Source organism: Murinocardiopsis flavida (assembly GCF_003014485.1).
Taxonomy (GTDB): Bacteria; Actinomycetota; Actinomycetes; order Streptosporangiales; family Streptosporangiaceae; genus Murinocardiopsis; species Murinocardiopsis flavida.
Genome location: NZ_PYGA01000036.1, coordinates 16,528 through 30,032 on the forward strand (window position 1 = coordinate 16,528; position 13,505 = coordinate 30,032).

Genomic DNA, 13,505 nt, shown 5'->3' on the forward strand with positions numbered 1-13,505 from the left:
GCGGGGCGACAGGCGTGTGCCCCCGCCGCCAGAACTGCCTCTGTCACCCCGTGCGGCGTTCCCGGAGCGGTGCCGCGGGCACCCCGTGAAGCAGCGGCTGCGCCGTTTCACGCCGAGCCACGTCGTGTCACACCGTGCGCCGCCGAGTCCCCAACTCGATGCACTGCGGCCGCCCGCCCGGCTCGCGCAGGAGGACGGGTCGCGTGTGCGCCGGTGAGAGGAGCGCCCATGCCATCGACTCCCGTGTCCCGCTGTCCCGTCCTCGACATCACGGCCGGTGCCGTGCACGCCGAGGCCGCCGCTCTGCGCGCGCAGGGCCCCGCCGTCCTGGTCGAGCTGCCCGGCGGCGTCCGCGCCTGGTCGGTGACCCGCCACAGCGTCATCCGCGAGATGACGACCGATCCGCGCATCTCCCGCGACCCCCACCGGCACTGGCCCGGGATCGCCGACATCCCCGAGGGTTGGCAGCTGGCGGCGATCACCCTGCAACGCACCTTCGTGAACGCCTACGGGGCGGAGCACCGGCAGCGGCGTCGCCGCCTCGCGCCGTCGTTCTCACCCCGCCGGGTGGCGGCGATGCGCCCGCGGGTCCAGGCCACGGCGGACGCGCTGGTCGCCCGCCTCGCGGAGCTGGCGCCGGGGGAGACCGCCGACCTGCGGTCGGCGCTGTCGCTGCCGCTCACGATGACCGTCATCTGCGACCTCTTCGGCGTCCCCGAGTCCATGCGCGACCGCTTGGGCGCCGCCATCGACGGCATCATCGACACCACCGTCACCCCGGAGCAGTCCGCCGCCATCCAGGTCGAGCTGGACGCCTGCCTCACGGAGCTGGTGCGCCGCAAGCGGCAGGCCCCGGGGGACGACCTGACCAGTGACCTCCTCACCGGCTCCGTCGACGGTGCACCGGCGATGCCGGAAGAGGAGCTGCACGACAGCTTCTTCCTGCTGATCGGCGCCGGTTACGAGACGGCGGTCAACCTGATCACCAGCGCGGCCCACGCCCTGCTGGCCCACCCGCATTACCGTGAACGGATCGCCGAGAACACGCTCACCTGGGACGACGTCATTGAGGAGACGCTGCGCCACGAGGGGCCCGTGATGCACCTCCCGCTCCGGTACGCGCTGGCGGACATCGACCTGGGCGAGGGCGTGCTCATCCGGCAGGGGGACCCCGTCCTCCTGGCGTTCGCCGCGGCAGGGCGCGACCCGGAGCTGCACGCCGATACCCCGGACACCTTCGACCCCGACCGCTCGGAGAAGGAGCACCTCGCGTTCGGGCACGGGCCCCACTACTGCCTTGGTGCGCACCTCGCCCGGCTCGAAGCCCACGTCGCGCTGACCACGCTCTTCGACGCGTTCCCCCGGATCGGCCTCGCCGCGCCGGGGCCGCCGCCCAGGATCCCCTCGCTCGTCATCAACGGGTTCGCCGAGCTCCCTGTCGTCCCCCGGCCGCGCGAGGGGGCGGGCGTGCCGCACCCGCGCCGTCCCGCCTGACCGGCCCGTCTTGGCCGGCCGGTCTCAGCTGATCCGGCCGCTCCTGCCCGCGCTCAGGTGCCGGCGTCCTCGTGCTGCCGGTCGGGGGCGCCGCGCCGGGCGCGGAGCAGGTGCCGGGCGAGCGGCAGCAGGATGACCACGGCCAGGACCACGAGCAGTGTGCCGGAGATGGGGCGGGTGAGGAACCCGGTCGGGTCGCCGTCGAAGACCAGCAGGGAGCGGCGCAGCGAGGTCTCCAGCAGCGAGCCGAGGACGAACGCGAGTACCAGCGGCCCCGGCTCGAAGCCGTACTTCTTCATCAGGTAGCCGACGAGGCCGAACACGATCACCAGCGCGATGTCGAAGACGCTGTTGCGGACGGTGTAGACCCCCACCAGCGTGATCAGCACCGTGATCGGGGCGAGGATCGTGCCGCGCACCCGGAGGATCTTCACGAACAGGCCCACCAGCGGGATGCTCATGATCAGCAGCAGGATGTTCCCGATGTACATCGAGTTCACGACGCCCCAGAACAGCTCCGGTTCCTCGGCGACCAGCTGCGGCCCCGGGGTGACCCCTTGGATCAGCAGCGCCCCGAAGATGATCGCCATGGTGGCGTTCGCCGGGATCCCCAGTGTGAGGAGCGGGATGAACGACGAGGTGGACGCCGCGTTGTTCGCCGTCTCCGGCGCCGCGACCCCTTCGATCGCGCCGTGGCCGAACCGTTCGGGCGTCTTCGACCGGCGCTTCTCCAGGCCGTACGCCGCGAGCGACGACAGGGTGGCGCCGCCGCCGGGGAGGATGCCGAGGAGGAAGCCGAGCACGGAGCCGCGTCCGATGGCCCCGGCCGACTGCCGCAGGTCGCCGCGTGATGGCCACACGTTGGCGACGCGGCTCGGGGCGGTCGCCCCTTTCGCCCGCTCCTCCAGGTTGTAGAGGATCTCGCCGAGGCCGAAGACGCCCATCGCGACGGGGACGAAGTCGATCCCGTCGGCCAGCGACATCGAGCCGAAGGTGAACCGCTCGGCGCCGGTGAAGGTGTCCTGGCCGACGGTTGCGAGGAGCAGGCCGATGCAGGCGGCGACGACGGCCTTCACCCGCCCGCCGTTGCTCACCGTCGCCACCAGCAGGATTCCGAGCAGCGCGAGGGCCGTGTACTCGGGCGGCCCGAAGTCGAGGGCGAACCCCGCGACCACCGGGGCCAGGATCGACAGCGCCACGATGGACACGGTGCCGCCGATGAAGGACCCGATCGCCGCGATCCCGAGCGCGGTCCCGGCCCGGCCCTGGCGGGCCATCGCGTGGCCGTCGAAGACGGTCACGACCGACGACGCCTCGCCGGGCAGCCGCAGGAGCACCGATGTGATGGTGCCGCCGTACTGGGCGCCGTAGAAGATCCCGGCGAGCATGATGATCGCCGTCACCGGTTCGATGCTGAACGTGAGCGGCAGCAGGATCGCGATGGTGGCCGCGGGGCCGAGGCCGGGCAGCACCCCGACCAGCATCCCGATGACCACGCCGATCAGGCAGTAGAGCAGGTTGGCGGGCTCCAGGACGACGCCGAACCCGTCGATCATGGGCGTCAGGGATTCCAACGTCGCTCCTAGAGAAGGGAAGAAAGGGAAGAGGGGAGGGAGGAGGCAGGCAGGAGGTAGGTGCTTGAGGGGATCCGGCGGGCGGGGGGACCTGAGCAGGCGGGGACTAGAGCAGGTGGGGGATCGGTATCGCCAGGGCGCCGACGAAGATCGCGTAGAACGCGGCGACGATCCCGAAGGAGGTGGCGATGGACAGCCGCCACGACTCGCGGCCGAGGAAGCGCAGCCACACCAGGGCGAGCAGCAGCGACGGGATCTCAAAGCCGATGACACTGATGAGGGCGACGAATCCGACCATGGTCGCCACCCCGGCGGCGATCCGCCACGTGGCGGGGGAGAGGGCTTCGGCGTCATCGGTGCGCCGCGCCAGCGCGCCCAGTGCGACACCGAGGCAGGTGATCGCGATGCTCGTCAGGAACGGCCAGGTCCCGGCGGAGGGGGCGGCGGCGCTGCCGAGGCCGAGGGACCAGGAGCCGGCCGCCCCGGCGACCCCGACCGCCGTGATCACGAGCGCGACCACCAGGTTGGCGGTGGTTCCGGCGGGTGCCGGGCGGTGCTCTTCGGCGGCTTCCCCGCCATCGGGGTCGGCGCCTGCGCCTGCGCCTGCGTCGGTGGAGGTGGCGGTAGCGGTGTCGGGGCCTGCGTCGGGTGGCGCCGGTTCGGGCCCCGGTCCTTCGGCGGAAGGGGTGGTCACTTCTCCTCGCCGAGGTCGATGTCGTACTTCTCGGTCGTGGCGCGGTAGTCCTTCAGCGACGCGGTCCATTCCTCGACGACCTTGTCGCCCTCGACCTCGTGCGCCTTGAGGAGGTTGTCCTTGTTGAACTTCTGGTAGGCGTCGGTGGCGAACGCCGACTCGAACGCGGTGCGCAGCCGCTTCACGGCCGAGTCAGGGGTGCCCTTCGGCGCGGCGATCGCACGGTACTGCGAGACCTCGACGTCGTACCCCTCCTCGACCGCAGTCGGGGTGTCGGGGAGGAACTCGCTCCTCTTGTCGGCGAAGGTGAGCAGCGGGGTCAGCTTGCCTGCCTTGACCTGTTCGATGGCCTCGCCGAGTTGGATGGCGGCGACGTCGACCTGCGAGCCGAGGACCGCGGTCAGTGTCGGCGACCCGCCGTCGAACGGGACGGCGGTGCCGGGGATCCCGGCCTCCTTGAACAGCAGCTCCTGGGACAGCTGGCTGCCGGTGCCGACACCGGTGGTGCCGAACTTCAGCTCTTTGTCGGTGTCGGTCAGCTTCTTCAGCGTGTCCAGGTCGGAGGAGGCGGTGACCAGCACGTAGTCGTCCTGGGAGATGCCGGTGACCACCTCGAAGTCGGCGATGTCGACGGCTTCGTCCGCCGGGACGGCCAGCGGGGTGATGGCGGTCAGCGAGGCGTTGATGACCATCAGGTTCTGCCCGTCGGGCTTCTGGCGCGCGAGTTCGGTCGCGGCGAGGGCGCCGTTGGCGCCGGGGGTGTTCACCACCGGCATCGCGACGCCGAGGTCGTCGGCTGCCGACTCCGCCAGCGCGCGGCCGATCAGGTCGGTGCTGCCGCCGGGCTCCTGGCCGACGGCCAGGGTGACGGGCCCGCTGGGGAACTCACCGCCGGCTCCGCCGCCCGAGAGGTTCCCGCCGCACGCCGCCGCCGTCAATGTGAGGGCCGCGGCGACCGCGGACACCGCCCCTCGGCGTGCCGACGTCTTTCCCATCACCTGGGCCATGCCTGCTCCTTCGATCAGGGGGTCAACCGCTGCCCCGGCAGTGTGAGTGCCGTCACGTTGGGGAATGCTCGGCAGCCTAGGAGGTCCGTTCCATGCATGTCCAAGGCAAATGCGGCATGAGCTGATACTTATTCGGTATGACGTTCTCTTTCGACCAGTTGCGCGGCTTCGTCGCCGTGGCCGAGGAACTGCACTTCGGCCGGGCGGCCGAGCGGCTCTCCATGACCCAGCCGCCGCTGAGCCGCCAGATCCAGAAGCTGGAGCGGACGGTCGGCGTACGGCTCTTCGAGCGGGACCGGCGGCGGGTCACCCTGACCGCGGCCGGCGAGGCGTTCATGGTGGAGGCGCGGCGGCTGCTCGCCCTTGCCGAGCGCGCCCCCGATCTCGCCCGGCGGATCTCCGCGGGGTCGAGCGGGACCCTCAAGGTCGCGTTCACGGCGGCCGCGTCCTACGGGACCCTCGGGCGGCTGCTGAACCGGCTGGAGGGTGTCCTCCCGGAGATCGACATCGAGTTGTCGGAGATGGTCACTCGGGAGCAGGTCGCGGCGCTGCTCGGCGGCGAGGTGGACCTCGGCCTGGCGCGGCCGCCCTTCGACACCGAGACGTTCGGCTCCCGGGTGCAGTTGCGCGAGCGCATGCTGGTGGCCGTTCCGGAGGGGCACCCGCTGGCGCGGCGGGGGCGGCCCGTCACCAGCGCGGACCTGGTCGACCTGCCGCTGATCATGCACTCGCCGACCAGGGCACGCTACTTCTACGACCTCGTCGTCGGGCTGGTCCCGATATCCCACCAGAACGTGGTGCACACGGTCAGCCAGATCCTGACGATGGTCTGGCTGGTCGCCGCCGGGCGCGGGGTCGCGTTCGTGCCGGAGTCCGCGACCGGGCTCGGTATCGACGGCGTCCGCTACCTCGAACTCGACGGCCTCACGGGGACCCCCGTCGAACTCCACCTGCTGTGGCTGCGGGAGTCGCGGAACCCGGCCCTGTGGCGCGCGCTGGAGGCGTGGGACCCGCAGGAGACCGCGACACCGTGATGCCGGGCGCGCATCAGTTGATGCAAAACGAGTCTTGGACAGCATCGAACGGTTCTCCGTACGGTATCGGCAACCCAGCGCAGGAGGAGCCCACGTGCCTGTTGACGGACGACGACCCGCAGCCGCGGCGGTAGGGGACACCGGACCCGTCTCCGCGCACCGCCCCGCACGCGCGGCAACGGCAACGGCAGCGGGGGGACGGCGATGAGCGGGCGCGCCCCCACCGTCGCGGCGGTCGAGGTGGTGCCGGTCGCGGGGCACGACAGCATGCTGCTCAACCTCAGCGGCGCGCACGGCCCCTTCTTCACCCGCAACATCGCGGTGCTGACCGACAGCGAGGGACGGACCGGACTCGGGGAGGTGCCCGGCGGCGAACCGATCCGGCGCACCATCGCCGACGCCGCGGACCTGCTCGTCGGCGAGCCCGTCGCGCGGCTGCACGGCCTGCTCCGCCGGGTCGCCGACACCTTCGCCGACCGGGACGCGGGGGGCCGCGGCGCGCAGACCTTCGACCAGCGCGCCACCGTCCACGCCGTCACGGCGCTGGAATCGGCACTGCTCGACCTGCTCGGCCAGCACCTGGAGGTCCCCGTCGCCGACCTCCTCGGGGAGGGCCGGCAGCGCGACCGTGTGCCGGTGCTCGGCTACCTGTTCTACGTCGGCGACCGCGGCCGGGCCCCGCTGCCCTACCTCGCCGAGGACGCGCCGGCCGACGCGTGGGAGCGGCTGCGGCGCGAACCCGCGCTCACCCCGGACGCCGTGGTCGCCCTGGCCGAGGCGGCGCGGGAGCGCTACGGCTTCCGCGACTTCAAGCTCAAGGGCGGGGTGTTCGCAGGGGAGGAGGAGGTCGCGGCGGTCCGCGCGCTCGCCGCGCGCTTCCCCGACGCCCGGATCACCATCGACCCCAACGGCGCCTGGCCGCTCGCCGACGCCGTCCGGCTCTGCTCGGACCTGGGCGGGGTGCTCGCCTACGCCGAGGACCCGTGCGGTGCCGAGGGCGGCTACTCGGGCCGGGAGGTGATGGCGGAGTTCCGCCGGGCGACCGGCCTGCCGACGGCGACCAACATGGTCGCCACCGACTGGCGGCAGCTGGCGCACAGCGTCCGGTCCCACGCGGTGGACATCCCCCTCGCCGACCCGCACTTCTGGACCATGCGCGGATCCGTGCGTGTGGCCCAGTTGTGCCACGACTTCGGCCTCACCTGGGGATCGCACTCCAACAACCACTTCGACATCTCGCTGGCGATGTTCACCCAGGTGGGCGCCGCGGCGCCCGGCGAGATCACCGCGCTCGACACCCACTGGATCTGGCAGGACGGGCAGGCGCTGACGCGCAGGCCGCCGCGGATCGAGGGCGGCGCGATCGCGGTGCCGAGCGCCCCCGGGCTCGGCCTGGAACTCGACCGGGACGCGCTGTCGGCGGCCCACGAGCGCTACCTCGAACACGGCCTCGGGGCGCGGGACGACGCGGCGGCGATGCGCCATCTCGTCCCGGGATGGGACTTCGACCCCAAGCGGCCCGCCATGGTGCGGTGAGCGCACCCCGCCCGGACCATCCCGCCCACCACGCCCGGCCCGCCCCGCCCCGCCCTTCTCGGCCGGAAAGCCCCACAACGGACGGAGACCCCATGACCGCCCAGCCCGAATCCACCGGTGCGGCGGCCCGGCACCGCGCCGCCGCCGACCGCATCAGCGAGGTCGCGCTCTCCCGCGTCGACCTCCCGCTCGCCGCGCCGATCAGCGACGCCAAGGTGCTCACCGGGCGGCAGAAGCCGCTCACGTCGGTGTCGATGCTGTTCGCGGAGATCCGCACCGAAGAGGGGTACGAGGGGGTCGGCTACACCTACTCCAAGCGCGCCGGGGGCCCCGGCCAGTACGCGCACGCGCGGGAGATCGCGCCGGAGCTGATCGGGGAGGACCCCAGCGACATCCAGCGGATCTGGACCAAGCTGGTGTGGGCCGGCGCCTCGGTCGGCCGCAGCGGGCTCGCCGCGCAGGCGGTCGCGGCGATCGACATCGCACTCTGGGACCTCAAGGCGAAGCGGGCCGGACTGCCGCTGGCCAAACTGCTCGGCGCGCACCGGGACGCGGTGGACTGCTACAACACCTCCGGCGGTTTCCTGTCCACCCCGCTGGACCAGGTGCTGGAGAACACGCGTGCCGCCCGGGCGAGCGGCATCGGCGGCATCAAGATCAAGGTCGGCCAACCCGACACCAGGGCCGACCTCGCCCGGCTCGCCGCCGTCCGCGCGGAGCTCGGCGACTTCCCGCTGATGGTTGACGCCAACCAGCAGTGGAACCGCGGCACCGCGATCCGCATGGGCCGCGCGCTGGAGGAGTTCGACCTCGTCTGGATCGAGGAGCCGCTCGACGCCTACGACGCGGCCGGGCACGCGGCGCTGGCCGCCGAACTCGCGACGCCGATCGCGACCGGCGAGATGCTGACCAGCGTGTTCGAGCATGCGGAGCTGATCAGGCTCGGCGCGGCGGACTTCCTGCAACCGGACGCGGCGCGGGTCGGCGGGATCACGCCGTTCGTGAAGATCATGGCTTTGGGGCAGCACGCCGGTGTGCGGCTGGCGCCGCACTTCGCCATGGAGATCCACGTGCACTTGGCGGCGGCGTACGAGATCGACCCGTGGGTAGAGCACTTCGACTGGCTCCAGCCGCTCTTCGAGGAGCGGTTGGAGATCGCGGACGGCCGCATGCTCGTGCCCGACCGTCCGGGGCTCGGCTTCACCATCAGCGACCAGGCGCGCGCCTGGACCGACCAGAGCGCCCGGGTCGACGCCGCCGGACACACCACCGACACGCGCTGACCACCTGGCACGCCCTGTTCACCGGCACGCCCTGGTCACCGGCACACGCTGATCATCGGGGCACACTGCCCCGTGCCCCCGGTCCCCGGTGCGGCCGCCCGGCTCACCCCCCGCGGCCGATGCGGACGCCGCCCCGCCACACGGCGGCGATGTCGAGGGTGGCGTCGATGGACGCGGTGGGGTCGCCTTCGACCAGCAGCAGGTCGGCGCGGAGGCCCGGGGCGATCCGGCCGCGGTCGGCGAGCCCGAACCGGTCGGCCGGTGCGCTCGTCGCCGCGGTGAGGGCCGCGACGGGGGTGAGCCCGGCGCGGACCATCAGGCCGAGTTCGAGGTGCAGGGTCGCGCCGTGCGCGGTGTCGGCATTGGACGCGTCGCTCCCGGCCAGGACGGTCACGCCCGCGTCGTGCAGGCGCCCGAGGGTCTCGGCGGGGACGTCGAGGTCGTGGACCGCCCCGGGCCCGAGGGGGATGGGGCCGAAGCCGAGCATCTGTCGGGCGAACCCGTCCAGGTGCGGCTCGACGCGGGGGTCGGCGAGCAGGTCGGCGCCGTGCGTCCGGCCGAACAGCCCGTCGAGTACGGCGAGTGTGGGGATGACCGCCGTGCCCTGGTCGGCCAGCAGGTCGGGGAACTCCGGGTCGCCGGGCCCGTCGACGTAGAGGTGGCCGAGCACGTCGACCCCTGCGCGGACGGCGGTGGCGGCGTCGGCGGCGGTGAGCGCGTGCGCGATGGTGAGCATCCCGCGGGCGTGGGAGTGCTCGACCAGGGCGGCGACCGTCTCGTCGCGCAGGCGGGGGAGCGGGGTCCCGGTGGTCGAGCCGTCGTCGATGAGGATCTTGATGAAGTCGGCGCCTTCGGCGACGCGGGCGTCGACGAACGCCGCTGCCTGGCCGGGTTCGGTGAGGGTGGGGAACGGCGGCAGGTACCCCATGTCCACGAGGTACTTGCCGTAGCCGTCCGGGACGGTCGCCGCGGTGCCGGCGGTGCGGACGTCGGCCATGGCCGGTGTGCCGGCGGCCTGCCGCCGCAGCACGCCGATGGCGGCGGGGTCGGCCATCAGGTCGAGGACGGTGGTCGCGCCGAAGAGCACCGCCTGTTCCAGGCAGCCGGGGAACACATGGGCGTGCGCGTCGATCAGGCCGGGCAGCAGCGTGCGGCCGCGGCCGTCGACCACTTCGGCGCCGCCGGGCGCAGGCGCGGCACCGTCGCCGCCCGGTGCGGATGCGCGTGCGGGTGCGGTACCGCCGCTCACGGCGGTGATCAGCCCGTCGGTGACGGCGACGTCGGCGCGGGCCAGGACGGCGTCGCCGGTGAACACCCGGGCGCCGCGGATGAGGAGGTCGGGCGCTTTTACATACATGCATGTATGTATAGCATGATGGCGGGATGCGACGTTCACCTGAAGATGCCGCCCGCACCCGCTCGGCGCTGCTCCGCGCGGCCTTGGCGGTCTTCGCCGAGCGGGGGTACGCCGCGGCGACCCTGGCGGGGATCGCGGCGCGGGCCGGGCTCACCCGCGGTGCCGTCTACCACCACTTCACCGACAAGGCGGAGCTGTTCCTCGCGTCGATCGAGGAGAACTGGGGCGCGGCGGCGGGCCCGATCTGGGCGCACCTGGACGACACCGGCGCGGCCCCGCGGGAGCGCATCCGCGCGTTCATCGTCGCGTTCTGCACGGCGCTGGAGGAGGACGAGGTCATGAGCGCGGCCTTCGCCCTGTCGATGCAGGGCGTCGACGCGCCGGAGCTGGCGTCCGGGCTCGACGGCAAGCGGCGCGTCATGCAGGCGTGGGCCGACCAGCTCACGGTGCTGCTGGCGGAGGCGGCCGAAGAGGAGGGTGAGGAGGAGGGCGCCTGGCCCGGCGCGGTGCCGCCGGAGAGCGGTGCGATCGCGATCATCTCGGCGCTCAACGGGGCGGCGGCGACCTGGGTGGCCTGCCCGGACCTGTTCTCGCCGGCGCGCCAGGCGCGGCCGCTGGCCGATGCCGTGCTGGACGGCGCGCTGCCGCGGCGCCCGGCGGGCTGACCCGGTCGGCCTCTCCGTCCGTCCCTTATTCTAGTGCTAGAATAAAATAATGTCCGCAGTGCTCAGCGATGGCGAACTCACGCTCCTCGGGCTCCTCGCGGAGGAGCCTCGGCACGGGTACGCGCTGGAGCGCGTCATCCAGGAGCGGGGTGTCCGCGCGTGGACCTCCCTGGGCTTCTCCTCCATCTACTACCTGCTCGACCGGCTCAAGGGCCGCGGGCTCATCGAGGCGGAGTCCGCGAAGGCGACGCGGCGCTCGCGGACGGTGTACCGAGCGACCGGGGCCGGGACGGCGGCGATGGCGGAGGGGTCGCTGGCCGCGCTGGAGTCCGTCGGCCCCGTCCACGACCGCGTCCTGATCGGCCTGGCCAACAGCCCCGGCCTGCCGCCCGGCCAGGTGCGCGAGCGGCTGCTGGCACGGACCGCCGCCCTGCGCGAACGCCGCGCGGAGCTGGCGGCCCACCGGTCGGCGGGGCCGCTGCCGCCCGTCGCCGCGGCGCTGTACGACCACGCCGACGCCATGCTGCGCGCCGACCTGGACTGGACCGGGCGGCTGCTCGACACCTACCTCAAGGACGCCACGTGACCACGACGGACCGACACGACGCCCAGTACGACAGCAAGCACGACAGCAAGCACGACGCCAAGCACCACAGCAAGTACGACATCAAGAAGGCGCACAAGCGCCTCTACGCGCCGGGTTCGGCGGACTTCACCCTCGCCGAGGTCCCCCCGATGGACTACATCGCCGTGGACGGCAGCGGCGACCCGAACACCGCGGCGGCCTACCCCGCTGCGGTGCAGGCGCTGTTCGGCACCGCCTACACGCTGAAGCGGACGAGCAAGGTGGACCTCGGGCGCGACTTCGTCGTCGCCCCGCTCGAAGGGCTGTGGCACGCCGACGACCCGTCGGTGTTCACCGAGCGGGTCAAGTCCGCCTGGTCGTGGACCATGCTGATCGCGCTGCCCGACTGGATCGGCGCGGACATGGTCGCCGCGGCGGCCGCCGCGGCGGCGGCGCAGCGCCCCGGCGCGTTCGACCTGGTCCGGCCGCTCACCCTCACCGAAGGGCTGAGCGCGCAGATCCTGCACATCGGCCCCTACGACGACGAGGGCCCGACACTCGACCGGCTGCACCGCGTCTTCATGCCGGAGCACGGCCTCGCCTTCAACGGCGTGCACCACGAGATCTATCTCAGCGACCCCCGCCGTGCCGACCCGGCCCGCCTCAAGACGGTCCTGCGGCAGCCGGTCCGGCGGGAGCACCCGGCCTGACCGGGCGCGCCGCCCGCCGTTTCCGGCAGCCCGTCCAACAGCCGGTCAGCTCCAGCCGTCCGGGAGGAGCCCGGCCGCGGTGAGGAGCGAGTACAGGAACGCGAGGCCGAAGACGACGACCAGGGTCGCCTGCACGACCGGGTGCGCGATCCGGCCGGCCTGCCAGGCGGGCTCCTGATCGCCGACCGCCCTGGCACGGCGCAGCATGAGCACCGGCACCACCGACATGATCGCCCCCGCGAAGCCGCCGGCGTAGCCGAGGGCCGAGACGAACCCCGCCAGCCCGAACGCCGCGATCAGGAACGGGGGCACGGCGATGAGCGCCAGCGCCGCGAACCGGTGCCGCGGGGAGCCCTCCCCGGGCCAGTCGAAGCGGTCGAAGACGTTCGTCATCAGCGTCAGGCCGATGGCCCAGAACGAGGTGAGCATGGCGAGCAGGGCGAAGATGTTCGCCAGGTAGTAGGCCACGGGGCCGAGGCCCTGGCCCCACCCGATCGTGATGACCTCCGTGACACCGTCGGGGCCCATCATCCCCAGGGCCGCGAACGGGATGAGGGCGAGGAGGAAGCCTGTCGCGCACATCCCGGTCACCACGGCTCCGGGCAGGGCGCGAGGGGAGTGGGCGGCGAGGCCCCGCGCCAGTTCGGGCACCGTGTACTGGGCGATGAACGCGAAGACCGCGAGGTTCATGATCGGCACGACGAAGTACGGGTTCACGTAGCCGACGTTTCCGGCGTCGATCCCCGGCCCGACGATGGTCCACCCGCACAGCAGCAGGATGATCGCCAGCATGACGACGGTGATGGCCTGCTCGGACCGGCCCGTCGCCTTGAGGCCGAGCCAGACCACGACGACGCCGGGGATGTAGAACAGCAGGCCGCCCACCGTCTCGTGGACGCCGAGGAGGTCGGCGAGGATGGCGCCGCTCCCGCTGGCGTAGGAGATGAGGGCGCCGAGCCCGTTGATCACCACCCCGGCGAAGATGAGCCACGACCCCGTCTCGCCGAGGTACTTGCGCGCGAGCCCCGCCAACTGGAGGGGCTTCGCCGTGCGGAGCGACACCTCGGCGACGTAGAGCATCGACACTGTGGTCAGTACCCCGGCGATGACGAGGGCGACGATGAGGGCGGGGAAGCCGCCGTTGCGCGCGCCGTAGGGCAGGCTCAGGATCCCGGCGCCGATGTTGGCGCCGAAGATGATCGCCACACCCTGCCAGAACGTGATCGCGTCGGACCGGCGCCCGGTGGGGCCGCCCGCTGACTCGTCCGTCGTCTCCGCCATGGACGTCCGTCTCGCTCTCGCTCGTGATGGAAGGTGCGGGGCCGGCCGCCCCGGACCTCTGCCGGCATCCGTCCATTTCACCGCGCCGCTCCGCGGCCCGGGTCTCCGCGGGGGGCACAGAGGCGTTACGACCAGGTCACCGGGCTGCGGGCGCCGCCTTGTCCGGCGACGCCGTAGTGTTCGGAGGTGTCCTGTGCGAGACCTTGTGCGAATCGGCGGTCGGCCGGGGGGCCGCGGGCGGCTTTTTGTAGGGTTCCCACAACGCAGCGGCCCGGGAATGCGCGATTCGGGACATTGGTGTACCC

At 72.7% G+C, this 13,505-nt stretch carries 12 protein-coding genes; 7 read left to right on the forward strand and 5 right to left on the reverse strand.

Annotated elements, in window-relative coordinates:
- Window positions 1-228: 228 nt before the first annotated feature.
- Complete coding sequence (locus CLV63_RS30955; RefSeq protein ID WP_106586801.1) at window positions 229-1,494, forward strand: cytochrome P450 family protein; 1,266 nt, start codon at window positions 229-231, stop codon at window positions 1,492-1,494.
- Window positions 1,495-1,547: 53 nt separating this feature from the next.
- On the opposite strand, the gene CLV63_RS30960 is transcribed toward CLV63_RS30955, so the two are convergent.
- From CLV63_RS30960 to CLV63_RS30970, 3 genes are all read right to left on the reverse strand, one after another.
- Window positions 1,548-3,068, reverse strand: coding sequence for a tripartite tricarboxylate transporter permease (locus CLV63_RS30960; protein WP_170134386.1), 1,521 nt, complete (start codon window positions 3,066-3,068; stop codon window positions 1,548-1,550).
- A 106-nt stretch (window positions 3,069-3,174) separates the two neighbouring features.
- On the reverse strand, window positions 3,175-3,762 hold the full coding sequence (locus tag CLV63_RS30965; RefSeq protein WP_245929225.1) for a tripartite tricarboxylate transporter TctB family protein: 588 nt from the start codon (window positions 3,760-3,762) through the stop codon (window positions 3,175-3,177).
- Complete coding sequence (locus CLV63_RS30970) at window positions 3,759-4,769, reverse strand: tripartite tricarboxylate transporter substrate binding protein (RefSeq protein WP_106586804.1); 1,011 nt, start codon at window positions 4,767-4,769, stop codon at window positions 3,759-3,761. Before CLV63_RS30970 ends, CLV63_RS30965 begins: the two co-directional genes overlap by 4 nt.
- A gap of 137 nt (window positions 4,770-4,906) precedes the next feature.
- On the opposite strand from CLV63_RS30970, the gene CLV63_RS30975 reads away from it, so the two are divergent.
- The 3 genes from CLV63_RS30975 (at window position 4,907) to CLV63_RS30985 (ending at window position 8,622) form a co-directional block, all read left to right on the forward strand.
- Window positions 4,907-5,803 (forward strand): LysR family transcriptional regulator, encoded by an 897-nt coding sequence (locus CLV63_RS30975; RefSeq protein ID WP_106586805.1) that lies wholly within the window; start codon window positions 4,907-4,909, stop codon window positions 5,801-5,803.
- 204 nt (window positions 5,804-6,007) lie between these two features.
- Window positions 6,008-7,339 carry an enolase C-terminal domain-like protein gene (locus tag CLV63_RS30980; RefSeq protein WP_106586806.1) on the forward strand — a complete coding sequence of 444 codons (1,332 nt, stop codon included), beginning with the start codon at window positions 6,008-6,010 and terminating at the stop codon, window positions 7,337-7,339.
- A gap of 92 nt (window positions 7,340-7,431) precedes the next feature.
- Complete coding sequence (locus CLV63_RS30985) at window positions 7,432-8,622, forward strand: L-talarate/galactarate dehydratase (protein WP_106586807.1); 1,191 nt, start codon at window positions 7,432-7,434, stop codon at window positions 8,620-8,622.
- Window positions 8,623-8,725: 103 nt separating this feature from the next.
- On the opposite strand, the gene CLV63_RS30990 is transcribed toward CLV63_RS30985, so the two are convergent.
- On the reverse strand, window positions 8,726-9,979 hold the full coding sequence (locus CLV63_RS30990) for an amidohydrolase family protein (protein ID WP_106586808.1): 1,254 nt from the start codon (window positions 9,977-9,979) through the stop codon (window positions 8,726-8,728).
- A gap of 26 nt (window positions 9,980-10,005) precedes the next feature.
- On the opposite strand from CLV63_RS30990, the gene CLV63_RS34835 reads away from it, so the two are divergent.
- Genes CLV63_RS34835 through CLV63_RS31005 form a run of 3 tightly spaced genes read left to right on the forward strand, consistent with a single transcriptional unit; the run spans window position 10,006 to window position 11,919 of the window.
- On the forward strand, window positions 10,006-10,644 hold the full coding sequence (locus CLV63_RS34835) for a TetR/AcrR family transcriptional regulator (protein ID WP_106586809.1): 639 nt from the start codon (window positions 10,006-10,008) through the stop codon (window positions 10,642-10,644).
- Window positions 10,645-10,693: 49 nt separating this feature from the next.
- Complete coding sequence (locus tag CLV63_RS31000; protein ID WP_106586810.1) at window positions 10,694-11,230, forward strand: PadR family transcriptional regulator; 537 nt, start codon at window positions 10,694-10,696, stop codon at window positions 11,228-11,230.
- Window positions 11,227-11,919 carry a GyrI-like domain-containing protein gene (locus CLV63_RS31005; protein WP_245929228.1) on the forward strand — a complete coding sequence of 231 codons (693 nt, stop codon included), beginning with the start codon at window positions 11,227-11,229 and terminating at the stop codon, window positions 11,917-11,919. The genes CLV63_RS31000 and CLV63_RS31005 overlap by 4 nt, the downstream gene beginning before the upstream one ends.
- A 45-nt stretch (window positions 11,920-11,964) precedes the next feature.
- Here CLV63_RS31005 and CLV63_RS31010 read toward each other — a convergent pair whose 3' ends face one another.
- Window positions 11,965-13,200: an aromatic amino acid transport family protein gene (locus CLV63_RS31010; RefSeq protein ID WP_106586811.1), complete on the reverse strand. Its 1,236-nt coding sequence runs from the start codon at window positions 13,198-13,200 to the stop codon at window positions 11,965-11,967.
- Window positions 13,201-13,505 lie beyond the last annotated feature (305 nt).

Coding starts and splice junctions, on each gene's coding strand:
- CLV63_RS30985 (WP_106586807.1), top strand. CDS start 7,432: ATGACCGCCCAGCCCGAATCCACCGGTGCGGCGGCCCGGCACCGCGCC.
- CLV63_RS30990 (WP_106586808.1), bottom strand. CDS start 9,979: ATGTATGTAAAAGCGCCCGACCTCCTCATCCGCGGCGCCCGGGTGTTC.
- CLV63_RS30980 (WP_106586806.1), top strand. CDS start 6,008: ATGAGCGGGCGCGCCCCCACCGTCGCGGCGGTCGAGGTGGTGCCGGTC.
- CLV63_RS34835 (WP_106586809.1), top strand. CDS start 10,006: ATGCGACGTTCACCTGAAGATGCCGCCCGCACCCGCTCGGCGCTGCTC.
- CLV63_RS31000 (WP_106586810.1), top strand. CDS start 10,694: ATGTCCGCAGTGCTCAGCGATGGCGAACTCACGCTCCTCGGGCTCCTC.
- CLV63_RS30975 (WP_106586805.1), top strand. CDS start 4,907: ATGACGTTCTCTTTCGACCAGTTGCGCGGCTTCGTCGCCGTGGCCGAG.
- CLV63_RS31010 (WP_106586811.1), bottom strand. CDS start 13,200: ATGGCGGAGACGACGGACGAGTCAGCGGGCGGCCCCACCGGGCGCCGG.
- CLV63_RS30970 (WP_106586804.1), bottom strand. CDS start 4,769: ATGGCCCAGGTGATGGGAAAGACGTCGGCACGCCGAGGGGCGGTGTCC.
- CLV63_RS30955 (WP_106586801.1), top strand. CDS start 229: ATGCCATCGACTCCCGTGTCCCGCTGTCCCGTCCTCGACATCACGGCC.